This is a genomic window from Pseudomonas sp. GW823-FHT03E05 (assembly GCF_058796855.1).
Genome location: NZ_JBXAJB010000002.1, coordinates 1011415 through 1037444, shown reverse-complemented (window position 1 = coordinate 1037444; position 26030 = coordinate 1011415). Strand labels below are relative to the sequence as shown.

General features: G+C 59.3%; 22 protein-coding genes and 2 tRNA genes. 22 read left to right on the top strand and 2 right to left on the bottom strand.

Translation table 11 applies throughout. The annotated features are described in order from the left end of the window. Positions 1 to 88: 88 nt before the first annotated feature. A complete protein-coding gene (gene recN / locus AC1RCO_RS12495) occupies positions 89 to 1762 on the bottom strand; it encodes a DNA repair protein RecN (protein ID WP_011059186.1) in 1674 nt (557 codons plus the stop codon). 250 nt (positions 1763 to 2012) lie between these two features. On the opposite strand from recN, the gene grpE reads away from it, so the two are divergent. The 8 genes from grpE (at position 2013) to AC1RCO_RS12455 (ending at position 12512) form a co-directional block, all read left to right on the top strand. Then, the gene (gene grpE / locus AC1RCO_RS12490) at positions 2013 to 2579 is read left to right on the top strand and encodes a nucleotide exchange factor GrpE (protein WP_011059187.1); all 567 of its coding nucleotides are present in this window, start codon (positions 2013 to 2015) and stop codon (positions 2577 to 2579) included. Positions 2580 to 2681: 102 nt separating this feature from the next. Then, on the top strand, positions 2682 to 4598 hold the full coding sequence (gene dnaK, locus AC1RCO_RS12485; protein ID WP_011059188.1) for a molecular chaperone DnaK: 1917 nt from the start codon (positions 2682 to 2684) through the stop codon (positions 4596 to 4598). Positions 4599 to 4920: 322 nt separating this feature from the next. Next, positions 4921 to 6045: a molecular chaperone DnaJ gene (gene dnaJ, locus AC1RCO_RS12480; RefSeq protein ID WP_015634112.1), complete on the top strand. Its 1125-nt coding sequence runs from the start codon at positions 4921 to 4923 to the stop codon at positions 6043 to 6045. A 10-nt stretch (positions 6046 to 6055) separates the two neighbouring features. Beyond that, positions 6056 to 6862 (top strand): 4-hydroxy-tetrahydrodipicolinate reductase, encoded by an 807-nt coding sequence (gene dapB, locus AC1RCO_RS12475; RefSeq protein WP_011059190.1) that lies wholly within the window; start codon positions 6056 to 6058, stop codon positions 6860 to 6862. A gap of 256 nt (positions 6863 to 7118) precedes the next feature. Continuing rightward, positions 7119 to 8255: a glutamine-hydrolyzing carbamoyl-phosphate synthase small subunit gene (gene carA / locus AC1RCO_RS12470; protein ID WP_011059191.1), complete on the top strand. Its 1137-nt coding sequence runs from the start codon at positions 7119 to 7121 to the stop codon at positions 8253 to 8255. 129 nt (positions 8256 to 8384) lie between these two features. Continuing rightward, complete coding sequence (gene carB, locus AC1RCO_RS12465; protein WP_011059192.1) at positions 8385 to 11606, top strand: carbamoyl-phosphate synthase large subunit; 3222 nt, start codon at positions 8385 to 8387, stop codon at positions 11604 to 11606. Beyond that, on the top strand, positions 11603 to 12079 hold the full coding sequence (gene greA, locus AC1RCO_RS12460) for a transcription elongation factor GreA (RefSeq protein ID WP_011059193.1): 477 nt from the start codon (positions 11603 to 11605) through the stop codon (positions 12077 to 12079). Before carB ends, greA begins: the two co-directional genes overlap by 4 nt. Before the next feature lie 28 nt (positions 12080 to 12107). Then, entirely contained in the window at positions 12108 to 12512 is a 405-nt protein-coding gene (locus AC1RCO_RS12455; RefSeq protein ID WP_011059194.1) for a hypothetical protein, read from the top strand. 12 nt (positions 12513 to 12524) lie between these two features. On the opposite strand, the gene AC1RCO_RS12450 is transcribed toward AC1RCO_RS12455, so the two are convergent. Next, positions 12525 to 12833, bottom strand: a complete 309-nt coding sequence (locus AC1RCO_RS12450; protein WP_015634115.1) for a YhbY family RNA-binding protein — start codon at positions 12831 to 12833, stop codon at positions 12525 to 12527. A 104-nt stretch (positions 12834 to 12937) separates the two neighbouring features. Between AC1RCO_RS12450 and rlmE the strand changes: the two genes are divergently transcribed. The 14 genes from rlmE (at position 12938) to rpsO (ending at position 25914) form a co-directional block, all read left to right on the top strand. Beyond that, entirely contained in the window at positions 12938 to 13567 is a 630-nt protein-coding gene (gene rlmE / locus AC1RCO_RS12445) for a 23S rRNA (uridine(2552)-2'-O)-methyltransferase RlmE (RefSeq protein ID WP_011059196.1), read from the top strand. 201 nt (positions 13568 to 13768) lie between these two features. Continuing rightward, a complete protein-coding gene (gene ftsH / locus AC1RCO_RS12440; protein ID WP_011059197.1) occupies positions 13769 to 15673 on the top strand; it encodes an ATP-dependent zinc metalloprotease FtsH in 1905 nt (634 codons plus the stop codon). A gap of 8 nt (positions 15674 to 15681) precedes the next feature. Beyond that, on the top strand, positions 15682 to 16533 hold the full coding sequence (folP, locus tag AC1RCO_RS12435) for a dihydropteroate synthase (protein WP_220223695.1): 852 nt from the start codon (positions 15682 to 15684) through the stop codon (positions 16531 to 16533). Positions 16534 to 16549: 16 nt separating this feature from the next. Beyond that, a complete protein-coding gene (gene glmM / locus AC1RCO_RS12430; RefSeq protein WP_011059199.1) occupies positions 16550 to 17887 on the top strand; it encodes a phosphoglucosamine mutase in 1338 nt (445 codons plus the stop codon). Positions 17888 to 17953: 66 nt separating this feature from the next. Next, on the top strand, positions 17954 to 18709 hold the full coding sequence (gene tpiA, locus AC1RCO_RS12425) for a triose-phosphate isomerase (RefSeq protein WP_015634119.1): 756 nt from the start codon (positions 17954 to 17956) through the stop codon (positions 18707 to 18709). Between the two features lie 4 nt (positions 18710 to 18713). Then, complete coding sequence (secG, locus tag AC1RCO_RS12420; protein ID WP_015634120.1) at positions 18714 to 19097, top strand: preprotein translocase subunit SecG; 384 nt, start codon at positions 18714 to 18716, stop codon at positions 19095 to 19097. Positions 19098 to 19126: 29 nt separating this feature from the next. Then, a tRNA-Leu gene (locus tag AC1RCO_RS12415) sits at positions 19127 to 19212 on the top strand. Positions 19213 to 19308: 96 nt separating this feature from the next. Further along, positions 19309 to 19385: transfer RNA gene (locus AC1RCO_RS12410), tRNA-Met, on the top strand. A 130-nt stretch (positions 19386 to 19515) separates the two neighbouring features. Beyond that, on the top strand, positions 19516 to 19974 hold the full coding sequence (gene rimP, locus AC1RCO_RS12405) for a ribosome maturation factor RimP (RefSeq protein ID WP_041120545.1): 459 nt from the start codon (positions 19516 to 19518) through the stop codon (positions 19972 to 19974). Positions 19975 to 20021: 47 nt separating this feature from the next. Further along, positions 20022 to 21503 carry a transcription termination factor NusA gene (gene nusA, locus AC1RCO_RS12400; RefSeq protein WP_011059201.1) on the top strand — a complete coding sequence of 494 codons (1482 nt, stop codon included), beginning with the start codon at positions 20022 to 20024 and terminating at the stop codon, positions 21501 to 21503. 27 nt (positions 21504 to 21530) lie between these two features. Then, the gene (gene infB / locus AC1RCO_RS12395) at positions 21531 to 24047 is read left to right on the top strand and encodes a translation initiation factor IF-2 (RefSeq protein WP_011059202.1); all 2517 of its coding nucleotides are present in this window, start codon (positions 21531 to 21533) and stop codon (positions 24045 to 24047) included. 159 nt (positions 24048 to 24206) lie between these two features. Then, positions 24207 to 24608 carry a 30S ribosome-binding factor RbfA gene (gene rbfA / locus AC1RCO_RS12390; RefSeq protein ID WP_011059203.1) on the top strand — a complete coding sequence of 134 codons (402 nt, stop codon included), beginning with the start codon at positions 24207 to 24209 and terminating at the stop codon, positions 24606 to 24608. Between the two features lie 3 nt (positions 24609 to 24611). Further along, the gene (gene truB / locus AC1RCO_RS12385) at positions 24612 to 25529 is read left to right on the top strand and encodes a tRNA pseudouridine(55) synthase TruB (protein WP_011059204.1); all 918 of its coding nucleotides are present in this window, start codon (positions 24612 to 24614) and stop codon (positions 25527 to 25529) included. A gap of 115 nt (positions 25530 to 25644) precedes the next feature. Then, the gene (gene rpsO / locus AC1RCO_RS12380) at positions 25645 to 25914 is read left to right on the top strand and encodes a 30S ribosomal protein S15 (RefSeq protein ID WP_011059205.1); all 270 of its coding nucleotides are present in this window, start codon (positions 25645 to 25647) and stop codon (positions 25912 to 25914) included. The last annotated feature ends 116 nt before the right edge of the window (positions 25915 to 26030 follow it).

Below are 26030 nucleotides of genomic sequence, written 5' to 3'. Positions count from 1 at the left end.
CACGCGGCGTTTATCGTCGTGAAACGATCGAAGGCGACCCTAGGGTCGCCTTCGTGTTTTGTGCCTATATAAAAGAAGCGCTGAAGGTTCAGGCCTTGGCGGTCACCACCATTTTCTTGGCGTGGGCCAGAGACTCCTTGGTCAGGTCGATGCCGCCGAGCATCCGCGCCACCTCCTCGACCCTCTCATTCTTGCCCAGCTTGGATACTGCGGTATGAGTGGCATCGCTGCCGCGCACCTTGTGCACGAACAGATGCTGATGCCCCTGGGCGGCGACTTGCGGCAGGTGTGTCACGGTCAATACCTGGCCGCGTTCGCCGAGGCGGCGCAGCAGCTGGCCGACGATCTCGGCTGTCGGGCCGCCAATCCCCACGTCGACTTCGTCGAATACCAATGTGGGAACCCGCGAGGTCTGCGCGGTGATGACCTGGATCGCCAGGCTGATACGTGACAGCTCACCGCCGGACGCGACTTTCGCCAGGGCCTTGAGGGGTTGCCCGGGGTTGGCACTGACCAGCAGTTCCACCTGCTCCAGGCCGTTGGGCAGCAGTTCATCGCTGCTGTTGGCGCGCAGCTCGATGGTGAAGCGCCCTCCGGGCATGCCCAGGCGCTGGATTTCCTGCTCCACTGCGCTGGCCAGGCTGGTCGCGGCCTGCTGGCGCAACTGGCTCAGTTCCTGGGCTTTCTCCTGATAATGACGAGCGAAGGATTGCAGCTCTTCGCCCAGCCGTTCGATGGATTCGTCATTGGCGTCCAGAGTCTCTATTTCATCCAGCAGGGTTTGCTGCATGGCGGCGAGTTCGAAGGGCTGGATGCGATGCTTGCGCGCCAGGGTATAGATGGCGTCGAGGCGTTCTTCGAGTTGTTGCAGGCGTGCCGGATCAGCGTCGAAGTGGTCAAGGAAACGATTCAACTCGCCCACGGCTTCTTCGACCTGGATCTGCGCGCTGGCCAGCAGGTTGGTGGCCTCGCCCAGGGAGCCCGAGGAGTTGCCGATGCTCGACAGGCGGTTGAGGCTGACAGTCAGGGCGTTCAGGACATTGCCTGAATCACTTTCGCTGCATTGCTCCACCACCTGGCGGCAGATGCCCAGCAGGGTTTCGGCATTGGTCAGGTTCTTGTGCTCCTGCTCCAGCTGTTCGAGTTCATTTTCCCCGAGCCCCAGGTTTTCCAGTTCTTCGAGCTGGTAGCTGAGCAGTTGATGGCGAGCGCGCTGCTCGTCGCCGGAGTTGGACAGGCGCTCCAGCTCCAGGCGGGTCTGGCGCCAGCGCTGCGCAGCCAGTTGCACCTGGCGCGCCAGGTCGGTTGCGCCGGCGTACTCGTCCAGTAGGCGCCTATGGGTATCGGTCTTGAGCAGCGACTGGTGTTCATGCTGGCTGTGGATATCGATCAGCAGTTCGCCCAGGGCTTTCAAGTCTCCGAGCGGGCAGGGCGTACCGTTGATATAGCCGCGGGAACGTCCTTCTGCCGTGATGACCCGACGCAGGATGCACGGGCCGTCGGTGTCCAGGTCACGCTCGGCCAGCCAGGCGTGGGCCTCGGGGATATCCGCCAGATCGAAGGTGGCGAGGATATCGGCCTTGTCGGCTCCGGGGCGTACCACGCCGCTGTCGGCACGATCACCCAGGGTCAGGCCGAGCGCGTCGAGCATGATCGACTTGCCGGCACCGGTCTCGCCGGTAATGACGCTCATCCCGCGATCGAGTTCCAGATCCAGGTGTTCGACGATGGCGTAATTGTGTACGGACAGGTGCACCAGCATTAAGGCCGCTCCCAAACTAGATGTCTGGTTATTTATACAGTGTTTTGTTTCGGGCTGACAATGCTTTCCCTTAGCTCGATTTGCTTGGTCGTTCTGGCTTTTTAGTGCGCTCGGTAATGTCCACATACAGGATTTATCGGGTCGGAACGACTTTTGCTGTGGCTGCGGACTTGAACCTTGAAAATGCGACCCCATATAGCTGGGCAGAAGAGTGAGCCCGGCTCACAGACGATATTGAAAGGAGAATTTCATGGCTGACGAACAGACGCTGGATACGCAAAATCTAGACGCCAATCAGGCTCCCGAGGCATCGGGTGATGACCTGGCGGCTCGTGTACAAGTGCTCGAAGAGCAACTGGCTGGCGCGCAGGATCAGGCTTTGCGTGTTGCTGCCGATCTGCAGAACGTCCGCCGCCGCGCTGAGCAGGACGTGGAGAAAGCTCACAAATTCGCGCTGGAGAAGTTTGCCGGCGACCTGCTGCCGGTGATCGACAGCCTGGAACGTGGCCTGGAGCTGTCCAACCCGGACGACGAAAGCATCCGCCCGATGCGTGAAGGCATCGAGCTGACCTTGAAGATGTTCCACGACACCCTCAAGCGTTATCAGCTGGAAGCCATCGATCCACACGGCGAACCCTTCAACGCTGAACAGCATCAGGCCATGGCCATGCAGGAAAGCGCGGATGTCGAGCCGAACAGTGTTCTGAAAGTGTTCCAGAAGGGCTACCAGCTCAACGGTCGCCTGCTGCGCCCGGCCATGGTCGTGGTCAGCAAGGCTCCTGCACCGGTTTCGCCTTCGATTGACGAAAAGGCTTGAAAACGGCTGTAGAGCCCCCATTTATCAGTCAAGCGTTTAAGTGCTACCGCAGTTTGCCACCACAGCTGCGGCATCCAAATCCAAAGTTTCGGGAGAGTTAACATGGGCAAGATTATCGGTATTGACTTGGGGACCACCAACTCGTGCGTCTCCATTCTTGAAAACGGCAACGTAAAAGTTATCGAAAACGCTGAAGGCGCGCGTACCACGCCGTCGATCATCGCGTACGCCAACGATGGCGAAATCCTGGTAGGTCAGTCGGCCAAGCGTCAGGCTGTCACCAACCCGCACAACACCCTGTACGCAGTTAAGCGTCTGATCGGCCGTCGTTTCGACGAAGAAGTTGTGCAGAAAGACATCCAGATGGTCCCTTACAAGATCGTCAAGGCTGACAACAACGACGCCTGGGTTGAAGTGAACGGCCAGAAAATGGCTCCGCCACAGATTTCGGCTGAAATCCTCAAGAAAATGAAGAAGACCGCCGAAGACTACCTCGGCGAAGCCGTGACCGAAGCGGTCATCACTGTTCCGGCCTACTTCAACGACAGCCAGCGCCAGGCGACCAAAGACGCCGGCCGCATCGCAGGCCTGGACGTCAAACGTATCATCAACGAACCAACCGCAGCCGCTCTGGCCTACGGTATGGACAAGGCCAAGGGCGATCACACCGTGATCGTTTACGACCTGGGCGGTGGTACTTTCGACGTTTCGGTGATCGAAATCGCTGAAGTCGATGGCGAACACCAGTTCGAAGTGCTGGCCACCAACGGTGACACCTTCCTCGGTGGTGAAGACTTCGACATCCGCTTGATCGACTACTTGGTTGATGAGTTCAAGAAAGAAAGCGGCATGAACCTCAAGGGTGACCCGCTGGCCATGCAGCGCCTGAAAGAAGCTGCCGAGAAAGCCAAGATCGAGCTGTCCTCGAGCCAGCAGACCGACGTCAACCTGCCGTACATCACTGCAGATGCCACCGGTCCTAAGCACCTGAACGTGAAGATTTCCCGCGCCAAGCTGGAGTCGCTGGTTGAAGACCTGGTTCAGCGCACCATCGAGCCTTGCCGTATCGCGCTCAAAGACGCCGGTATCGACGTGGGTTCGATCAACGACGTGATCCTGGTCGGCGGCCAGACCCGTATGCCGCTGGTACAGAAGACCGTAACCGACTTCTTCGGTAAGGAAGCCCGCAAGGACGTCAACCCGGACGAAGCTGTTGCCATGGGTGCTGCCATCCAGGGTGCGGTACTGGCCGGCGACGTGAAAGACGTACTGCTGCTGGACGTCAGCCCGCTGACCCTGGGTATCGAAACCATGGGTGGCGTGATGACCGCGCTGATCGAGAAAAACACCACGATTCCTACCAAGAAATCCCAAGTGTTCTCGACTGCCGACGACAACCAGGGCGCAGTGACCATTCACGTACTGCAGGGCGAGCGCAAGCAAGCCGCGCAGAACAAGTCCCTGGGCAAGTTCGACCTGGCCGACATTCCACCAGCTCCACGTGGCGTGCCGCAGATCGAAGTGACCTTCGACATCGACGCCAACGGCATCCTGCACGTAGGTGCGAAGGACAAGGCTACCGGCAAGACTCAGTCGATCGTGATCAAGGCCAACTCGGGTCTGTCGGATGAGGAGATCCAGCAGATGATCCGTGACGCTGAAGCCAACTCGGAAGAGGATCGCAAGTTCGAAGAACTGGCCACCGCCCGTAACCAGGGTGATGCGCTGGTGCACTCGACTCGCAAGATGGTGGCTGACGCCGGTGACAAAGTGACCGCGGAAGAGAAAACCGCAATCGAAGCCGCCGTGGTTGCCCTGGAAGCTGCCGTCAAGGGCGACGACAAGGCCGCCATCGACGCCAAGGTCGAAGAGCTGTCGAAAGTCTCGGCCCCGGTTGCCCAGAAGATGTACGCCGAACAGGCCCAGCCTGCAGAAGGCGCGGCACCGCACGCGGAGTCCGCTGAAAAAGCCGACGATGTCGTCGACGCCGAGTTCGAAGAAGTAAAAGACCACAAGTAATGGCTTGTTGGTCGGCCGGTTGACTGCCTTCGGGCGGTGGCTGGTAGGATGTCGCCGCGCGGGAGCTTGCTCCCGCGTTGGCGTGTCTGGAGTCAGCGAAATTTTGACGGCGTACAAGCTCCGTTTGTGCGCTGGCGGTCGGGTCGGAGAAGCTCCTGCTTTCCGGCTGTGATGACCGCAATGGTCGGCCCGCAACCGGGTTGGCTTTCCAAGACCAGGATCGTTGAATTGACGTGAGTTGGGTCCGGGCCTGTATTGGGGCTCAGCGAGTTTGGCAGAGCTCAGGAGGGTTTGCCGGACGTCCTTAAGAGTGCAAAGACTTATGGCAAAGCGTGACTATTACGAAGTGTTGGGTGTGGAGCGTGGCTCCAGCGATGCGGAGCTGAAAAAGGCTTACCGTCGTTTGGCGATGAAGCATCACCCGGACCGTAATCCCGGCGACAAAGCGTCGGAAGACATGTTCAAGGAGGCCAACGAGGCCTACGAAGTACTGTCCGATTCCAGCAAGCGTGCCGCGTATGACCAGTACGGCCACGCTGGTGTCGACCCGAGCATGGGTGGCGGGGGTGCCGGCTTCGGCGGGCAGAACTTCTCCGATATCTTCGGTGACGTGTTCAGTGATTTCTTCGGTGGCGGTCGCGGCGGTTCCCGTGGCGGTGCGCAACGCGGCAGCGACCTGCGTTACACCCTGGAGTTGAACCTGGAAGAGGCGGTGCGTGGCACCACGGTGAATATCCGTGTGCCGACACTGGTCAACTGCAAGCCATGCGATGGTTCGGGCGCCAAGAAGGGGTCTTCCCCTGTCACTTGTCCGACCTGTGGCGGTATTGGTCAGGTGCGCATGCAGCAGGGTTTCTTCTCGGTGCAGCAGACCTGCCCGCGCTGCCATGGCCAGGGCAAGATCATTTCCGATCCGTGCGATTCGTGCCACGGCGAAGGTCGGGTCGAAGAGTACAAGACGCTGTCGGTGAAAGTGCCGGCAGGTGTCGATACCGGCGACCGTATTCGTCTGTCCGGCGAAGGCGAGGCGGGGACCCAGGGTGGCCCGACTGGCGACCTGTATGTGGTGATCAATGTGCGTGAGCACGCGATCTTCCAGCGCGACGGCAAGCACCTGTTCTGTGAAGTGCCCATCAGCTTCGTAGATGCGGCGTTGGGTGGCGAGCTGGAGATTCCGACCCTGGATGGTCGGGTCAAGCTGAAGATTCCCGAAGGAACTCAGACCGGCAAGCAGTTCCGGATTCGTGGCAAGGGCGTTGCTCCCGTGCGTGGCGGCGGTGCCGGCGACCTGATGTGCCGGGTTGCGGTGGAGACGCCAGTGAACCTGAGTCGTCGTCAGCGCGAGCTGCTGGAAGAGTTGCGTGGTTCGCTGGACGACGACAATTCTCACTCGCCGAAAACTACCGGCTGGTTCGAGGGCGTCAAGCGCTTCTTCGGCGACCTGTAAGGAGTAACGCATGCGACGTATAGCAGTGATGGGCGCCGCTGGGCGCATGGGCAAGACCCTGGTCGAGGCCGTGCAACTGCGTTCGCCGCTCTCCGGGCTGACCGCGGCGATCGTGCGTCCGGGCAGTTCTCTGGTGGGGGCGGATGCGGGTGAGCTGGCATCCCTGGGGCGTCTTGGCGTGCCGATGTCCGACAGCCTGGAGAAGGTGGTTGATGAGTTCGATGTACTGATCGACTTCACCTTGCCGGAAGTGATGCTCAAGAACTTGGCGTTCTGCCGCAAGGCAGGCAAGGCCATGGTGATCGGTACCACCGGCCTGGGTGCCAGGGAAAAGCAATTGCTGGCCGAGGCGGGCAAGGAGATTCCGATCGTCTTCGCTGCCAACTTCAGTGTTGGGGTCAACCTGTCGCTGAAGCTGCTGGATATGGCGGCTCGGGTGCTGGGTGATGATGCGGATATCGAGATCATCGAGGCGCATCACCGACACAAGATCGATGCGCCATCGGGCACCGCCCTGCGCATGGGTGAGGTGATCGCCAGCGCTCTGGGGCGCGATCTGCAGCAGGTCGCGGTGTATGGTCGTGAAGGCCATACCGGCGCCCGTGAGCGTGAAACCATCGGCTTCGCCACGGTTCGTGGTGGCGATGTGGTGGGGGATCACACCGTGCTGTTTGCCACTGAGGGCGAGCGCCTGGAGATTACCCACAAGGCCTCCAGTCGCATGACCTTCGCCAAGGGCGCGGTGCGTGCCGCGCTGTGGCTGGACGGGCGCGAGGCCGGCCTATACGACATGCAGGATGTGCTGGATCTGCGTTGAGATGCATCTGAAGTGGGGTTGAGGCTGTCCTTCAACCCCACTTCGTACCGCTAGGCGATGTTCTGTCGCATTCCTCTGCCTTTAGGGCTCATTAGCGGTGGACCGAAAAAGCCTTTTTCTGTAAGCTACAGCTTTAGTGTGTCCACTAAAAGCGCGCAGATAATTCGACGAAGAAGCGGGGTGACGTGTCTATACGTCATTCCGCTTTTTTGCAACCTGCGATCGCCCTTTCAGGCTCTATTTACGGGAGGTCTTCTTGACTAAGCCAGCCATACTCGCCCTTGCTGATGGCAGCATTTTTCGCGGCGAAGCCATTGGAGCCGACGGTCAAACCGTTGGTGAGGTGGTGTTCAACACCGCAATGACCGGCTATCAGGAAATCCTTACCGATCCTTCCTACGCCCAACAGATCGTTACCCTGACTTACCCTCACATCGGCAACACCGGCACCACGCCGGAAGATGCCGAGTCCGACCGTGTGTGGTCGGCCGGCCTGGTCATCCGTGACCTGCCGCTGGTAGCCAGCAACTGGCGTAACACCCTGTCCCTGTCCGATTACCTGAAAGCCAACAACGTGGTGGCGATCGCCGGTATCGACACCCGTCGCCTGACCCGCATCCTGCGTGAGAAAGGTGCACAGAACGGCTGCATCATGGCCGGTGACAACATTTCCGAAGAAGCGGCGATCGCTGCAGCGCGCGGCTTCCCTGGCCTCAAAGGCATGGACCTGGCGAAAGTCGTCAGCACCAAGGAAAGCTACGAGTGGCGTTCGACTGTCTGGGATCTGAAGACCGACAGCCACGCCACCATCGAGGCTTCCGAGCTGCCGTATCACGTGGTTGCCTACGACTACGGGGTCAAGCTGAATATCCTGCGCATGCTGGTGGAGCGCGGTTGCCGCGTCACCGTGGTGCCTGCCCAGACCCCAGCGAGCGATGTGCTGGCTCTCAAGCCTGACGGTGTGTTCCTGTCCAACGGCCCAGGTGACCCCGAGCCTTGCGACTACGCCATCAAGGCGATCAAGGAAATCCTCGAAACCGAGATTCCGGTGTTCGGCATCTGCCTGGGTCACCAACTGCTGGCCCTGGCCTCTGGTGCCAAGACCCTGAAAATGGGCCACGGCCACCACGGTGCCAACCACCCGGTGCAGGATCTGGACAGCGGCGTGGTCATGATCACCAGCCAGAACCACGGTTTTGCGGTGGATGAAGCCACGCTGCCGGGCAATGTCCGGGCGATCCACAAGTCGCTGTTCGACGGCACCCTGCAGGGTATCGAGCGTACCGACAAGAGCGCGTTCAGCTTCCAGGGCCACCCGGAAGCCAGCCCGGGTCCGAACGATGTGGCGCCGCTGTTCGACCGCTTCATCAACGAGATGGCCAAGCGACGCTAAGCGCTCGCCTTGAAAGTGTAGCGAGCAGCGCTTGAGGGCGGCCCCGGCAAATCCGGCGGAACCCCTCGGGCGCCTCAGAGAATGTTCAAGACGGCTTGCCGACTGACCTGCGGATTTGAGTGACAACCCATGCCAAAACGTACAGACATTAAAAGCATCCTGATTCTTGGCGCTGGCCCGATCGTGATCGGCCAGGCCTGCGAATTCGACTACTCCGGCGCCCAGGCTTGCAAGGCCCTGCGCGAAGAGGGTTACCGGGTCATCCTGGTGAACTCCAACCCGGCCACCATCATGACCGACCCGGCCATGGCCGACGCCACCTACATCGAGCCGATCAAGTGGCAGACCGTTGCCAAGATCATCGAGAAAGAGCGTCCGGACGCGCTGCTGCCGACCATGGGCGGCCAGACTGCGCTGAACTGCGCCCTGGACCTGGAACGTGAAGGCGTCCTGGAGAAGTTCGGCGTAGAGATGATCGGCGCCAACGCCGACACCATCGACAAGGCTGAAGACCGTTCGCGCTTCGACGCTGCCATGAAGTCCATCGGCCTGGCGTGCCCGCGCTCCGGTATCGCCCACAGCATGGAAGAGGCCAATGCGGTCCTCGACAAGCTGGGCTTCCCTTGCATCATCCGTCCATCCTTCACCATGGGTGGCACCGGTGGTGGCATCGCCTACAACCGTGAAGAGTTCGAAGAAATCTGCGCCCGCGGTCTGGACCTGTCGCCGACCAAGGAACTGCTGATCGACGAATCCCTGATCGGCTGGAAAGAGTACGAGATGGAGGTGGTCCGCGATAAGAAGGACAACTGCATCATCGTCTGCTCCATCGAGAACTTCGACCCGATGGGCGTGCACACCGGTGACTCCATCACCGTGGCTCCGGCACAGACCCTGACCGACAAGGAATACCAGATCCTGCGTAACGCCTCCCTGGCGGTGCTGCGCGAGATTGGTGTGGAAACTGGCGGTTCCAACGTGCAGTTCGGTATCTGCCCGAACACTGGCCGCATGGTCGTGATCGAGATGAACCCGCGGGTGTCCCGTTCCTCGGCGCTGGCTTCGAAAGCCACCGGTTTCCCGATCGCCAAGGTCGCGGCCAAGCTGGCTGTCGGCTACACCCTGGACGAGCTGTCCAACGATATTACCGGCGGCAAGACCCCGGCGTCCTTCGAGCCGTCCATCGACTACGTCGTGACCAAGCTGCCACGCTTCGCCTTTGAGAAGTTCTCCAAGGCCGACGCGCGCCTGACCACCCAGATGAAGTCGGTGGGTGAGGTCATGGCCATCGGTCGGACCTTCCAGGAATCCCTGCAGAAAGCCCTGCGCGGTCTGGAAGTGGGCGTTTGCGGCCTGGATCCCAAGCTCGACCTGAGCAATCCGGAAAGCATGAACGTGCTCAAGCGCGAGCTGACCGTGCCCGGCGCCGAGCGTATCTGGTACGTGGCTGATGCCTTCCGTGCCGGCATGACCGTCGAGCAGATCTTCGGCATGAACATGATCGATCCTTGGTTCCTGGTGCAGATCGAAGACCTGATCAAGGAAGAAGAGAAGGTCAAGACCCTGGGCCTGTCGGCCATCGACCGCGACCTGATGTTCCGCCTCAAGCGCAAAGGCTTCTCCGATCAGCGTCTGGCCAAGTTGCTGGGCGTGACCGAGAAGAACCTGCGCACACATCGTCAGAAGCTGGAAGTGTTCCCGGTCTACAAGCGCGTCGACACCTGCGCCGCCGAGTTCGCCACCGACACCGCGTACCTGTACTCGACTTATGAAGAAGAGTGCGAAGCCGCACCTTCGACCCGTGACAAGATCATGATTCTGGGCGGTGGTCCAAACCGTATCGGCCAGGGCATCGAGTTCGACTACTGCTGCGTACACGCCGCCCTGGCGCTGCGCGACGATGGTTACGAAACCATCATGGTCAACTGCAACCCGGAAACCGTTTCCACCGACTACGACACTTCGGATCGCCTGTACTTCGAGCCAGTGACCCTGGAAGACGTGCTGGAAATCGTCCGTGTCGAGAAGCCAAAAGGCGTGATCGTGCAGTACGGCGGCCAGACTCCGCTGAAACTGGCTCGTGCCCTGGAAGCCGCCGGCGTGCCGATCATCGGCACCAGCCCAGACGCTATCGACCGCGCCGAAGACCGTGAGCGCTTCCAGCAGATGGTCGAACGCCTGAACCTGCGTCAGCCACCAAACGCTACCGTGCGCAGCGAAGACGAAGCAATTCGTGCCGCCGCCAAGATCGGTTACCCGCTGGTGGTGCGTCCGTCCTACGTGCTGGGCGGTCGGGCGATGGAAATCGTCTACGAGGAAGATGAACTCAAGCGCTACTTGCGCGAAGCGGTGCAAGTGTCCAACGACAGCCCGGTGCTGCTGGACCACTTCCTCAACTGCGCCATTGAAATGGACGTGGATGCGGTCTGCGACGGCACCGACGTAGTGATCGGCGCCATCATGCAGCACATCGAGCAGGCTGGCGTTCACTCCGGTGACTCTGCGTGCTCGCTGCCGCCGTACTCGCTGCCGGCGCACATCCAGGACGAGATGCGCGAGCAGGTCAAGAAAATGGCCCTGGAGCTGGGTGTGGTTGGCTTGATGAACGTGCAGCTGGCCCTGCAGGGCGATCAGATCTACGTCATCGAAGTGAACCCGCGCGCTTCCCGGACCGTGCCGTTCGTGTCCAAGTGCATCGGTGTCTCCCTGGCGATGATCGCTGCTCGTGTGATGGCCGGTAAGACCCTGAAAGAGCTGGGCTTCACCAAGGAAATCATTCCGAACTTCTACAGCGTCAAGGAAGCGGTATTCCCGTTTGCCAAGTTCCCGGGCGTCGACCCGATCCTCGGCCCAGAGATGAAGTCCACCGGTGAAGTGATGGGCGTGGGCGACACCTTCGGCGAAGCCTTTGCCAAGGCCCAGATGGGTGCCAGCGAAGTGCTGCCGACCGGCGGTACTGCGTTCATCAGCGTGCGCGACGATGACAAGCCTCTGGTTGCAGGCGTGGCCCGTGATCTGATCAACTTGGGCTTCGAAGTGGTCGCTACTGCGGGCACCGCCAAGCTGATCGAGGCGGCCGGCCTGAAGGTGCGTCGTGTGAACAAGGTGACTGAAGGTCGTCCGCATGTGGTCGATATGATCAAGAACGACGAAGTCACTCTGATCATCAACACCACCGAAGGCCGTCAGTCGATTGCTGACTCTTATTCCATTCGTCGTAACGCCTTGCAGCACAAGATCTACTGCACCACCACCATTGCTGCTGGCGAAGCTATCTGTGAAGCGTTGAAGTTCGGTCCGGAAAAGACCGTGCGTCGCTTGCAGGATCTACACGCAGGATTGAAGGCATGAATAAATACCCAATGACCGTCCAGGGCGCGCGCGCCCTGGAAGAAGAGCATGCTCACCTGACCAAGGTCGTGCGTCCGAAGCTCAGCCAGGACATCGGTACGGCCCGCGAGTTGGGTGACCTGAAGGAAAACGCCGAATACCATGCTGCTCGCGAACAGCAGGGCATGGTAGAAGCGCGGATCCGCGATATTGAAGGTCGCCTGCAGAACTCGGTGGTCATCGATGTCACGACCATTCCCCATACCGGCAAGGTGATCTTTGGCACCACGGTAGAAATCGCCAACGTCGAAACTGACGAAAGCGTCACCTACCAGATCGTGGGTGAGGACGAGGCTGACATCAAACTCGGTAAAATTTCCGTCGGCTCGCCGATCGCTCGCGCCTTGATTGCCAAGGAAGAGGGTGATGTGGTGGCGGTCAAAACGCCTGGTGGCGTTATCGAGTACGAGATTGTCGAAGTCCGTCACATCTGAAAGAAGGCGCCCGCTGCACGCGGGCGCCATGCTTTGGCAGCTGGCCCAGATGTTGTGGGTCGGCGGCTTGTGGTTGTTGCATCTCGGCTTGCTGCCCGCCCTGGGGCAGATTGGCCTTGCCCCCTTGCTGATCGAAGAAATCTCGTCGCTGCTCAGTGCGTTGCTGGTAGGTTTTTCGGCGGCGTGCCTGGTCCTGCAGATACTGGTATTGATCCAGTCCGAAGGGCTGAGGAGCTTGTGGCGGGATATTCGGGGGCAACTGCTATTGATGGCGATGTATGCGTGTGCGATGTATTTCGTCGTACGCATCTTGTTGCCGGAAGCTCAGCGCTGGCAGTTGTTCAGCTATCTGGTCCTGGGTTTTTCCGGGCTGGTACTGGTGTTGCAGCCAGTGCCGGGATGGGGTGGCAGGGTGCGCCAGGCACACCCTTGACCCGAGTCGACGTCAGTGGAAACGATGGACGTTCGACAATTGCTTGTTTACCTTGGCGTTCTTGCGGTAGATCAGCGCCATCTTGCCGATGACCTGCACCAGATCCGCTTTGCCGGCCTTGCACAATTGGGCAATGGCTTCCAGGCGCGACTCGCGCTCGAGGATGTTGAGCTTGATCTTGATCAGCTCGTGATCGCTCAAGGCGCGTTCAAGTTCGGCTAATACACCTTCGGTCAAACCGTTGTCAGCCACAGTCAATACTGGTTTCAGATGGTGGCCAATGGATTTGTACTGTTTCTTCTGCTCTTGAGTGAGCGGCATAATCTGACCCCTGCGTCTGATCTTGTAAAAAGCGGCGGCCAGTTTACCCGAGCGAGTCCGGGACCGCCCAGTTAATCACGACCCGTTTTATTTTGAGGTGGCCCGTGGCCCGTTCCAAAACTAGCCATAACTGGCTGAAAGAGCACTTCAACGACCCATTCGTCAAAATGGCGCAAAAAGATGGGTACCGTTCCCGTGCCAGCTACAAACTGCTGGAGATTCAGGAAAAGGACCGCCTTATCCGTCCTGGCATGAGTGTTATCGACCTGGGGGCCGCCCCGGGTGGCTGGTCGCAGGTGACCAGTCGTCTGATTGGTGGCCAGGGGCGCCTGATTGCCTCGGACATCCTGGAAATGGACAGCATTCCCGATGTGACCTTTATTCAAGGGGACTTCACTGAGGATGCAGTACTGGCGCAGATCCTCGAGGCGGTCGGAAATTCTGAAGTTGACCTTGTGATTTCCGATATGGCCCCCAATATGAGTGGGTTAGCAGCCGTGGATATGCCGCGAGCGATGTTCCTGTGCGAGTTGGCGCTGGATCTTGCTGGTCGGGTCTTGCGTCCAGGTGGTGATTTTCTGATCAAGATCTTCCAGGGTGAAGGCTTCGATGAGTACCACAAGAGCGTGCGGCAGATGTTCGAGAAAGTGCAGATGCGCAAACCGTCATCATCCCGTGACCGTTCTCGGGAGCAATACTTGCTGGGGCGCGGCTTCCGTGGTCGTAGTGAGTAAGTAAGAGTTTTGACTGGGGTGATAGGATTTTCGTATTTCGCCCCGTCAGATTAAGCGCATATTGTGTAGTCTAAGTTTCACATAGGGTTACAGACAGCGCCTGCCAGAGCTGTAGGTAATGTAGTAAGTTAGGCCGGTGAATATCATGCGAAGCGCGCGCCAGTAGCGGAGCTTGCTTCAGAGGGTAGTTAATTGAACGACATGGCAAAGAATCTGATCCTGTGGTTGATCATCGCCGCCGTCCTGGTGACGGTGATGAACAACTTCTCCAGCCCTAACGAGCCGCAGACCCTCAACTATTCCGACTTCATCCAGCAAGTTAAGGATGGCAAGGTCGAGCGCGTAGCGGTTGATGGCTACGTGATTACCGGCAAGCGCAACGATGGTGACAGCTTCAAGACCATTCGTCCTGCCATTCAGGACAATGGCCTGATCGGCGACCTGGTGGACAACCACGTGGTGGTCGAAGGCAAGCAGCCTGAACAGCAAAGCATCTGGACTCAACTGCTGGTGGCCAGCTTCCCGATCCTGGTGATCATCGCGGTGTTCATGTTCTTCATGCGCCAGATGCAGGGTGGTGCCGGAGGCAAGGGCGGACCGATGAGTTTCGGCAAGAGCAAGGCGCGCTTGCTGTCTGAAGATCAGGTGAAAACTACCTTGGCTGACGTTGCCGGTTGCGACGAGGCCAAGGAAGAAGTAGGTGAGTTGGTTGAATTCCTCCGTGATCCAGGCAAGTTCCAGCGTCTGGGCGGTCGTATTCCTCGCGGCGTGTTGATGGTGGGCCCACCAGGTACCGGTAAGACGTTGCTGGCCAAAGCCATCGCTGGTGAAGCCAAGGTGCCTTTCTTCACCATTTCCGGTTCCGACTTCGTCGAGATGTTCGTCGGGGTGGGTGCCAGCCGCGTCCGTGACATGTTCGAGCAAGCCAAGAAGCATGCTCCTTGCATCATCTTCATCGACGAGATCGACGCCGTCGGTCGTCACCGTGGCGCCGGCATGGGCGGCGGTCATGATGAGCGTGAGCAGACCCTCAACCAGTTGCTGGTTGAGATGGATGGCTTCGAAATGAACGACGGCATCATCGTGATCGCCGCGACCAACCGTCCTGACGTACTGGACCCGGCCTTGCTGCGTCCGGGCCGTTTCGACCGTCAGGTCGTGGTTGGCCTGCCTGACATTCGCGGTCGCGAACAGATTCTCAAGGTGCACATGCGTAAAGTGCCAATGGGCGACGACGTCGCACCTGCGGTAATCGCCCGCGGTACCCCGGGTTTCTCCGGTGCCGACCTGGCGAACCTGGTCAACGAGGCCTCGCTGTTTGCGGCGCGTACCGGCAAGCGCATCGTTGAAATGAAGGAATTCGAACTGGCCAAGGACAAGATCATGATGGGCGCGGAGCGCAAATCCATGGTCATGTCCGAAAAAGAGAAGCAGAACACGGCTTATCACGAAGCTGGCCACGCCATTGTTGGTCGTGTCGTGCCGGAGCATGACCCGGTCTACAAGGTGTCGATCATTCCTCGCGGCCGGGCCTTGGGTGTCACCATGTTCCTGCCGGAAGAAGATCGTTACAGCCTCTCCAAGCGTGCCTTGATCAGCCAGATCTGCTCGCTCTACGGCGGTCGTATCGCCGAAGAAATGACCCTTGGCTTCGACGGCGTGACCACCGGCGCCTCCAACGACATCATGCGTGCCAGCCAGATCGCGCGGAACATGGTGACCAAATGGGGTCTTTCCGAGAAGCTTGGTCCGCTGATGTATGCCGAAGAAGAGGGTGAGGTGTTCCTGGGGCGCAGCGCGGGTAGCCAGCATGCGAGCCTGTCTGCGGAAACGGCGAAACTGATCGACTCCGAGGTGCGCAGCATCATCGATCAGTGCTACGGCACCGCCAAGCAGATCCTGACGGACAACCGCGACAAGCTGGACGCCATGGCAGACGCCCTGATGAAGTACGAAACCATCGACGCCGATCAGATCGACGACATCATGGCAGGGCGTACTCCACGCGAACCTCGTGATTGGGAGGGCGGCTCGGGTACTCCTCCTCCAGTAGTGCAGAATGAGCGTCCGGAAACACCCATTGGCGGCCCAGCAGCCGACCACTAAGGTTTTAAATGACTTCTGTTCCTTCCTCCACCCGGTTGCCTTGCGGCAACCGGGTTCTTGATTTGGCCCGTGCGCATGTCATGGGCATCTTGAATGTAACTCCCGACTCCTTCTCTGATGGTGGTCGCTTCAGCCAGCTTGATCTGGCTTTGCGGCATGCCGAGGCCATGGTTGCGGCCGGTGCTACGCTGATTGATGTCGGTGGCGAATCCACTCGCCCGGGTGCCCGTGCGGTATCGCCGCTGGAGGAGTTGGAGCGAGTCGCGCCTGTGGTCGAGCGCATCCACCGTGAGTTGGATGTGATCATTTCTGTTGATACCTCGACACCGGCGGTGATGCGTGAAACCGCTCGCCTCGGCGCAGGGCTGATCAATGACGTTCGTTCATTGCGCCGGGAGGGTGCCCTGGATGCGGCGGCGGCCACTGGCTTGCCGGTGTGTCTGATGCACATGCTGGGTGAGCCCGGTGATATGCAGGACAACCCGCATTATCAGGACGTGACCCGAGAGGTTGCCGAGTTCCTGGTTGAGCGCATGGCCCAGTGTGCGTCAGTGGGCATCGGTCCAGAGCGGATTGTGCTCGATCCGGGCTTTGGCTTTGCCAAGACCCTGCAACACAACCTGAGCCTGTTCAAGCATATGGATGCCTTGCATGCACTTGGGTGCCCGTTGTTGGTTGGGGTGTCGCGCAAGAGCATGATTGGCCAGGCCTTGAATCGCCCCGTAGGTGAGCGATTGCACGGCAGTCTGGCGCTAGCGGCCCTGGCAGTGGCCAAGGGCGCGAAAATTATCCGTGTCCATGATGTCGCCGAGACCGTGGATGTGGTGCGAATGATTGCGGCAGTGGAATCCGCCGAATAAGAATGATGGAGTACTTATGACTAAAAAATACTTTGGCACCGACGGTATCCGCGGCCGTGTAGGCGAATTCCCTATCACTCCTGATTTCATGCTCAAGCTCGGCTGGGCCGCCGGCATGGCATTTCGCAGCATGGGCGCCTGCCGCGTGCTGGTGGGCAAGGACACGCGTATCTCCGGGTACATGTTCGAGTCTGCACTGGAGGCCGGGTTGTCTGCAGCCGGTGCTGATGTGATGCTCCTGGGACCGATGCCGACTCCGGCCATTGCTTACCTGACGCGTACCTTCCATGCGGAGGCGGGCATCGTTATCAGTGCCTCGCACAATCCTCATGATGACAACGGCATCAAGTTCTTCTCGGGCGAAGGCACCAAACTGCCTGACGAGGTCGAGCTGATGATCGAGGAGTTGCTGGATGCGCCGATGACCGTGGTCGAGTCGAGCAAGCTCGGCAAGGTTTCGCGGATCAACGACGCTTCAGGGCGTTATATCGAATTCTGCAAAAGCAGCGTGCCTTCCAGCACCAGCTTCGCTGGTTTGAAAGTTGTTCTCGACTGCGCTCATGGTGCGACCTACAAGGTGGCGCCAAGCGTGTTCCGCGAGTTGGGGGCGCAGGTCACTGTGCTGTCCGCGCAACCCAATGGCTTGAACATCAACGAGAACTGCGGTTCGACTCATATGTCGCAATTGCAAGCGGCGGTCCTGGCCGAGCACGCGGATCTGGGTATTGCCTTTGATGGCGACGGCGACCGGGTGCTGATGGTCGATCAGACTGGCGCGATCGTGGATGGTGATGAGCTGCTGTTCATCATCGCTCGCGACCTGCATGAGCGTGACAAGCTGCAAGGCGGCGTGGTCGGAACGCTCATGAGCAACCTGGGGCTGGAGCTGGCCCTGGCGGACTTGGGTATCCCCTTTGTTCGGGCCAACGTCGGTGACCGTTATGTGATCGCCGAGCTGCTGGAGCGCAATTGGCTGGTAGGTGGCGAAAACTCCGGGCACATCGTGTGCTTCCGTCATGCTACTACCGGGGATGCGATCATTGCCGCGCTGCAGGTGCTGATGGCGCTCAAGGCTCGTGGTGAAAGCCTGGCCCAGTCCCGTCAGGGGCTGCGCAAGTGTCCTCAGGTGCTGGTCAATGTGCGCTTTGGCGGCGGTGAGAACCCGGTCGAGCATCCTGCGGTGAAAGAGGCTTGCGAGCGTGTCACGGCCGCTATGGCTGGGCGTGGTCGGGTTCTGTTGCGCAAGTCGGGTACCGAGCCTCTGGTGCGCGTGATGGTTGAAGGCGACGACGAAGCTCAGGTTCGCGCTTACGCCGAAGAGCTGGCGAAACTGGTTGCTGAAGTTTCTGCCTGATTTCGGCTTGCCAGTGTTGTTTTGGTTGGGTAACATCTGCGCCCACTTTGACCGACGAGGTACAGCATGCGTCGCCCTATGGTAGCTGGTAACTGGAAGATGCACGGTACCCGCGCCAGCGTCGCTGAGCTGATCAACGGCCTTCGTCATCTGGCCTTGCCAAGCGGTGTTGATGTCGCGGTATTCCCGCCTTGCTTGCATATCAATCAAGTGATTGATGGCTTGAAGGGTAAGTCGATTCAGGTCGGCGCGCAGAACTCTGCGGTGGAGTCCATGCAAGGTGCATTGACGGGCGAGATCGCCCCGAGTCAGTTGGTGGATGCAGGTTGTTCCCTGGTGCTGGTTGGGCACTCCGAGCGCCGCCTGATCATGGGTGAGCGTGACGCGACTCTCAATCGCAAGTTCGCAGCGGCGCAGGCCTGTGGCTTGAAGCCGGTTCTGTGTGTAGGGGAGACCCTCGAGCAGCGCGAAGCCGGGAAGACTCTAGAGGTTGTCGGGCGTCAGCTGGGCAGCATCATCGAAGAGTTGGGTGTTGGTGCGTTCGCCAATGCTGTTATCGCTTACGAGCCGGTCTGGGCCATTGGTACCGGGCTGACTGCGACACCGCAACAGGCGCAGGATGTGCACGCAGCTATCCGCGCGCAGTTGGCGGCAGAAAATTCTGAAGTGGCACGAGGTGTGCGGCTTCTATACGGCGGCAGCGTGAAGGCGGCCAATGCGGTCGAACTGTTCGGCATGCCGGATATCGATGGGGGGCTCATTGGTGGAGCTTCCCTGAATGCAGATGAGTTCGGTGCGATCTGTCGCGCCGCGGGAAACTGAAAAAATGCTGGAAACAGTCGTAGTCGTTTTTCATCTGCTGGGTGCCCTGGGCGTAGTTGCTCTGGTTTTGCTGCAGCAGGGTAAAGGTGCGGATGCTGGCGCGTCTTTCGGTGCAGGTGCTTCAAATACTGTGTTCGGAAGCCAAGGTTCCTCTACCTTTCTTAGTAAGTTTACTGCTATACTTGCCGCCGGTTTCTTCATAACCAGCTTGGGGTTAGGTTACTTTGCTAAAGAGAAAGCTCACCAGCTGACTCAAGTAGGTTTGCCAGATCCAGCAGTGCTTGAAGTACCAAAGCAAAAACCGGCTTCTGATGATGTCCCGGTGCTCCAAGAGCAAAAGTCGGCCAACAGCGCGACTGACGTACCTCCAGCTCCAGAGCAGAAGTAAGAAGAGTTTCACGCAGTAACGTAGTCTATGCCGAGGTGGTGGAATTGGTAGACACGCAACCTTGAGGTGGTTGTGCCCATAGGGTGTAGGGGTTCGAGTCCCCTTCTCGGTACCAATTATCAGGAGAGCCCGCTGTTGCGGGCTTTCTTGTAGGTGGAAGGTTACATTGACCCAAAAAGGGATCAGTCGTATACTTCCGCCCCAGCTTTGTCGCGGGGTGGAGCAGTCTGGTAGCTCGTCGGGCTCATAACCCGAAGGTCGTCGGTTCAAATCCGGCCCCCGCAACCAGTTTTAGCGGAGCCCCTTTTCAGGGGCTTTTTGTTAGCTGGACACTTTACAACGCCGCTATTCAACGGCGTTTCCGGGATGGGCGCTTCGCCCATTTTTTATTTGCACAAGCATGCACGAGGGGGTTCAGGTGTCGAGCAAGCTAGAACAGTTGCAGGCCTTGTTGGCCCCGGTGGTCGTGGCCCTTGGCTATGAATGCTGGGGTATTGAGTTTTCGGCTCAGGGTCGCCACTCATTGTTGCGAGTTTATATCGATAAAGAAGGCGGCGTGCTGGTGGACGATTGCGCCATCGTCAGCCGTCAGATCAGTGGTGTTCTCGACGTAGAAGATCCGATCTCCGTTGAATACACCCTTGAAGTTTCCTCTCCTGGCATGGAACGCCCACTGTTCACTCTTGAACAGTTTGCCAAGTATGTCGGTGAGCAAGTGAAGATCAAGCTGCGCTCGCCCTTCGAAGGTCGGCGTAATTTTCAGGGCCTTCTCCGCGGGGTGGAGGAACAGGATGTCGTGGTGCAAGTGGATGACCATGAGTTCCTGTTGCCGATCGATATGATCGACAAGGCCAACATAATTCCCAGTTTTGACTGAGACGCGGATCCCGCGGATCCAATGGCTTGCGAAAGGCGAGGCGTACGATGAGCAAAGAAGTACTGCTGGTTGTTGAGTCGGTATCCAATGAAAAGGGTGTACCGGCAAGCGTAATTTTTGAAGCGCTGGAGCTGGCCCTGGCCACTGCTACCAAGAAGCGTTTTGAGGACGAAGTAGACCTGCGTGTGGAAATCAATCGCCACACCGGTTCCTACGAAACTTTCCGTCGCTGGACGGTGGTCGAAGAAGCCGACCTGGATGATCCAGCGGTCGAGACCTGGTTGAGCAAGGCTCGCGAAACCCATCCCGACGCCAAAGTCGGTGATGTGATCGAAGAAAAGATCGAATCCATCGAGTTCGGCCGCATCGCTGCCCAGACCGCCAAGCAGGTCATCGTGCAGAAGGTTCGCGAAGCCGAGCGCGCACAGGTAGTTGATGCCTATCGCGAGCGCCTGGGGGAAATCATCTCCGGCACCGTGAAAAAAGTGACACGTGACAACGTGATCGTCGACCTGGGTAACAACGCCGAGGCGTTGCTGGCCCGTGAAGACATCATCTCCCGTGAGACTTTCCGGGTTGGCGTGCGTCTGCGCGCGCTGCTCAAGGAAATCCGCACCGAGAACCGCGGCCCGCAGCTGATCCTGTCGCGTACCGCGCCGGAAATGCTGATCGAGCTGTTCCGTATCGAAGTGCCGGAAATTGCCGAAGGCCTGATCGAAGTAATGGCCGCCTCCCGTGATCCGGGTTCGCGGGCCAAGATCGCAGTTCGCTCCAAGGACAAGCGCATCGACCCGCAGGGCGCGTGCATTGGTATGCGCGGTTCGCGCGTCCAGGCCGTTTCCGGTGAGTTGGGTGGCGAGCGTGTGGATATCGTCCTGTGGGATGAGAACCCGGCGCAGTTCGTGATCAACGCCATGTCGCCGGCCGAAGTCGCGGCAATTATCGTCGACGAAGATGCCCATGCCATGGACATCGCCGTTGGCGCAGACAATCTGGCTCAAGCCATCGGTCGTGGTGGTCAGAACGTGCGTCTGGCCAGCCAACTGACTGGCTGGACCCTGAACGTGATGACCGAATCGGACATCCAGGCCAAGCAGCAAGCAGAAACCGGCGACATCCTGCGCAATTTCATCGACGAGCTGGAAGTCGATGAAGAACTGGCACAGGTTCTGGTTGATGAAGGCTTCACCAGCCTGGAAGAGATTGCCTACGTACCGCTGGAAGAAATGCTCAACATCGACGGCTTTGACGAAGATATCGTCAACGAGCTTCGCGCTCGGGCCAAGGATCGCTTGTTGACTAAAGCCATCGCTACTGAGGAAAAGCTGGCAGACGCCCATCCGGCCGAAGACCTGCTCTCGCTTGAGGGTATGGACAAGGATTTGGCGATGGAACTGGCGGTGCGCGGCGTAATTACCCGCGAAGACCTGGCCGAGCAGTCTATTGACGACCTGCTCGACATCGACGGCATTGACGATGATCGTGCCGGCAAGTTGATCATGGCCGCCCGAGCCCACTGGTTCGAGTAATTAGGCGCGGCCTGAGGAGAGAAGTGCATGACGCAAGTCACGGTGAAACAACTGGCCGATGAGGTCAAAACACCGGTAGAGCGCCTGCTGCAGCAGATGCGTGAGGCAGGTCTGCCGCACACCGCCGCCGAGGAACATGTGAGCGACAGTGAGAAGCAGTCGTTGCTGACTCACCTGAAAAGCAGCCACAAGGCGAAAGTGGAAGAACCACGCAAAATTACTTTGCAGCGCAAGACCACCAGCACCCTGCGGGTTGCTGGCAGCAAGAGCATCAGCGTTGAAGTGCGCAAGAAGAAAGTCTTCGTACAGCGCAGCCCGGAAGAAATCGAAGCCGAGCGTCAACGCGAACTGGAAGAACGTCGCGCAGTAGAAAATGCTGCTCGTCAGAAGGCTGAAGAAGAAGCCAAGCGTCGCGCCGAAGAAGAAGCGCGTCGCCAGCCTGCTCCGGTTGCCGAGCCGGTTGCTGCGCAAGCAGCAGCTCCTGCTCCAGCGCCTGTAGTCGAGCCTGTGCAGGAAGCTCCGGTGGCCACTGCGGCTCCAGCAGCTGACGCGCGCAAGAAAGACGAACAGCGCCGTCCGGACAAGACCCGCAACGACGACAACCGTCGTGGCGGCGATGGCGAGCGCAAAAATGCTCCGCATCGTGCTTCGGTCAAGGAAAAGGCGCCAGCTCCGCGCGTTGCCCCACGTACCACCGACGAAGAAAGCGATGGCTTCCGTCGTGGTGGTCGCGGCAAGGCCAAGCTGAAGAAGCGCAATGCTCACGGTTTCCAGAGCCCAACCGGGCCAGTGGTACGTGACGTGCAGATCGGCGAGACCATCACTGTGGGCGAACTGGCCCAGCAGATGTCGGTCAAGGCTGCCGAAGTCATCAAGTTCATGTTCAAGCTGGGTACTCCAGCCACCATCAACCAGGTTCTGGACCAGGAAACTGCCCAGCTGGTTGCTGAAGAACTGGGCCACAAAGTGACCCTGGTCAGCGACACCGCCCTGGAAGATTCCCTGGCCGAGTCCCTGAAGTTCGAAGGTGAAGCAGTTGCCCGTGCGCCGGTCGTGACCGTAATGGGCCACGTTGACCACGGTAAGACTTCGTTGCTGGACTACATCCGTCGCGCCAAAGTGGCCGCGGGCGAGGCCGGCGGCATCACCCAGCACATCGGTGCCTACCACGTAGAAACCGAGCGCGGCATGGTCACCTTCCTCGACACCCCTGGTCACGCCGCGTTTACCGCCATGCGTGCCCGTGGTGCCAAGGCCACCGACATTGTGATCCTGGTGGTTGCAGCGGACGACGGCGTGATGCCGCAGACCGTTGAAGCCGTTCAGCACGCACAAGCTGCCGGCGTTCCGCTGGTGGTTGCGGTGAACAAGATCGACAAGCCGGGCGCCGACCTGGACCGTATCCGCAGTGAGCTTTCGGTTCACGGCGTGACGTCGGAAGATTGGGGTGGTGATACTCCATTCGTACCGGTCTCCGCGAAAATGGGTACCGGTGTCGACGACCTGCTGGAAGCTGTTCTGCTGCAGGCCGAAGTCCTGGAACTCAAGGCGACTCCTTCGGCCCCGGGCCGCGGTGTCGTGGTCGAGTCCCGCCTCGACAAGGGCCGCGGCCCGGTAGCTACCGTGCTGGTTCAGGACGGTACGCTGCGTCAAGGCGACATGGTGCTGGTCGGTTCGAACTATGGCCGCGTGCGCGCCATGCTCGACGAGAACGGCAAGCCAATCAAGGAAGCCGGTCCTTCCATTCCGGTCGAGATCCTCGGCCTGGACGGTACTCCGGACGCTGGCGACGAGATGAGCGTGGTTGCCGACGAGAAGAAAGCCCGTGAAGTGGCTCTGTTCCGTCAAGGCAAGTTCCGCGAGGTCAAGCTGGCCCGTGCTCACGCCGGCAAGCTGGAAAACATCTTCGAAAGCATGGGCCAGGAAGAGAAGAAGACGCTCAACATCGTCCTCAAATCCGACGTCCGTGGTTCGCTGGAAGCTCTGCAAGGCGCTCTGAACGGCCTGGGCAACGACGAAGTGCAAGTGCGCGTAGTGGGTGGCGGCGTCGGTGGTATCACCGAAAGCGACGCCAACCTGGCACTGGCCTCCAACGCTGTACTGTTCGGCTTCAACGTGCGTGCCGATGCCGGCGCACGGAAGATCGTCGAGCAGGAAGGTCTGGATATGCGTTACTACAACGTGATCTACGACATCATCGAAGACGTCAAGAAAGCCCTGACCGGTATGCTGGGCAGCGACGTTCGGGAGAACATCCTGGGTGTTGCCGAAGTTCGCGACGTGTTCCGCTCGCCGAAGTTTGGCGCGATCGCCGGTTGCATGGTCATCGAAGGTGTCGTGCACCGTAACCGTCCAATCCGCGTACTGCGTGAAGACATCGTTATCTTCGAAGGCGAGCTGGAATCCCTGCGCCGCTTCAAGGATGACGCCTCTGAAGTACGTGCCGGCATGGAATGCGGTATCGGCGTGAAGAGCTACAACGACGTCAAAGTCGGCGACAAGATCGAAGTCTTCGAGAAGGTCCAGGTTGCTCGCAGCCTCTAACTCGCGCACTTCAAGAGCCCTGATGGCCGCTCGCATGCAAATGCACGGCGCCCTCGGCGGCCTCTAAACGCAACGCCCGGTCTGGCTTCTGCCAGGCCGGGCGTTTGCCGCTTTCAGACCACACGGGTTTCACCGTGAGGCAGTAACAGGTAACAAGACATGGCAAAAGAATACAGCCGTACCCAACGTATCGGTGATCAGATGCAGCGCGAACTGGCGCAACTGATCCGTCGTGAAGTCAAGGATCCACGCGTCGGCCTGGTGACCATCACCGCCGTGGAAGTCAGCCGCGACGTCGGCCACGCGAAGATCTTCATCACCGTGATGGGCCAGGAGAACGCCGAACAAATCGCCCAGAGCATCAAGGTGCTGAACTCGGCGGCAGGTTTCCTGCGCATGCAATTGGCCAAGGAAATGAAGCTGCGTAGCGTGCCGCAACTGCACTTCCATTACGACGAGAGCGTCGCCCGCGGGGCGCACCTGTCGGCCCTGATCGAGCGTGCCGTGGCTGAAGACAGCCAGCATGGCGACGCGCCTGCCCCTGAAGACGCCAAGGAGTAAGCGGTGGCTCAGGTCAAGCGTATCCGTCGTAACGTCAGCGGCATCATCCTCCTGGACAAGCCGCTGGGCTTCACCTCCAACGCGGCGCTGCAGAAGGTCCGTTGGCTGCTCAACGCCGAGAAGGCCGGCCACACCGGTAGCCTCGACCCCCTGGCCACCGGCGTTTTGCCGCTGTGCTTTGGCGAGGCCACCAAGTTCTCGCAATACCTGCTCGATTCCGACAAGGGTTACGAAACCCTGGCTCAGTTGGGCAAGACCACCACCACCGCGGACGCTGAAGGCGAAGTTTTGCAGACCCGCGAAGTGACCGTTGGTCGTGCCGATATCGAGGCGGTATTGCCGGAATTTCGTGGCGAAATCAAGCAGATACCGCCGATGTACTCGGCCCTCAAGCGCGATGGCCAGCCACTCTACAAACTGGCTCGTGCAGGGGAAGTGGTGGAGCGCGAACCGCGTTCTGTTACTATTGCGCGCTTGGAATTGCTCGCCTTCGAAGGTGACACTGCTCGCCTGGCGGTGGACTGCAGCAAAGGCACCTATATCCGCACCCTGGTGGAAGATATCGGTGAAAAGCTCGGCTGTGGTGCCTACGTTGCAGAACTGCGACGGACCCAGGCCGGACCTTTCAGCCTGGCGCAGACGGTCACCCTGGAAGAGCTTGAAGCAGTGCACGCCGAAGGCGGCAACGAAGCGGTAGACCGCTTCCTGATGCCATCGGACAGCGGTCTGCTGGATTGGCCGCTGCTGCAGTTCTCGGAGCACAGCGCGTTCTACTGGCTCAACGGCCAGCCGGTACGTGCCCCGGATGCACCGAAGTTCGGCATGGTGCGGGTACAGGATCACAACGGTCGCTTCATCGGTATCGGTGAAGTGAGCGAAGACGGGCGCATCGCGCCGCGTCGACTGATTCGGTCAGAATGACCGGACGAGGGTGGCTGTTAACAGGCACGGTCACTACTCATTTATAGATACAGGGATTTGTCCCTGGCCTGTTGAAACTGTTCTTGAACAGTTTCCTGATATAAGGATTGCCCACATGGCACTCAGCGTTGAAGAAAAAGCTCAGATCGTAACCGACTACCAGCAAGCTGTTGGTGACACTGGTTCGCCAGAAGTGCAAGTTGCACTGCTGACCGCCAACATCAACAAACTGCAAGGTCACTTCAAAGCCAACGGTAAAGACCACCACTCCCGTCGTGGCCTGATCCGCATGGTAAACCAGCGTCGTAAGCTGCTGGACTACCTGAAAGGCAAGGACCTGAGCCGTTACAGCACCCTGATCGGTCGTCTGGGTCTGCGTCGCTAATCAGCGATTGCGCTATGAGGTTGGTTGTTTGCCATGCGTCAGCGGTTTTTCCGCCGGCGTATGGCAGGCTTCCAGCCTCAAGTTTTATCTGCTGCACTGTTTTACCTGGACAATAA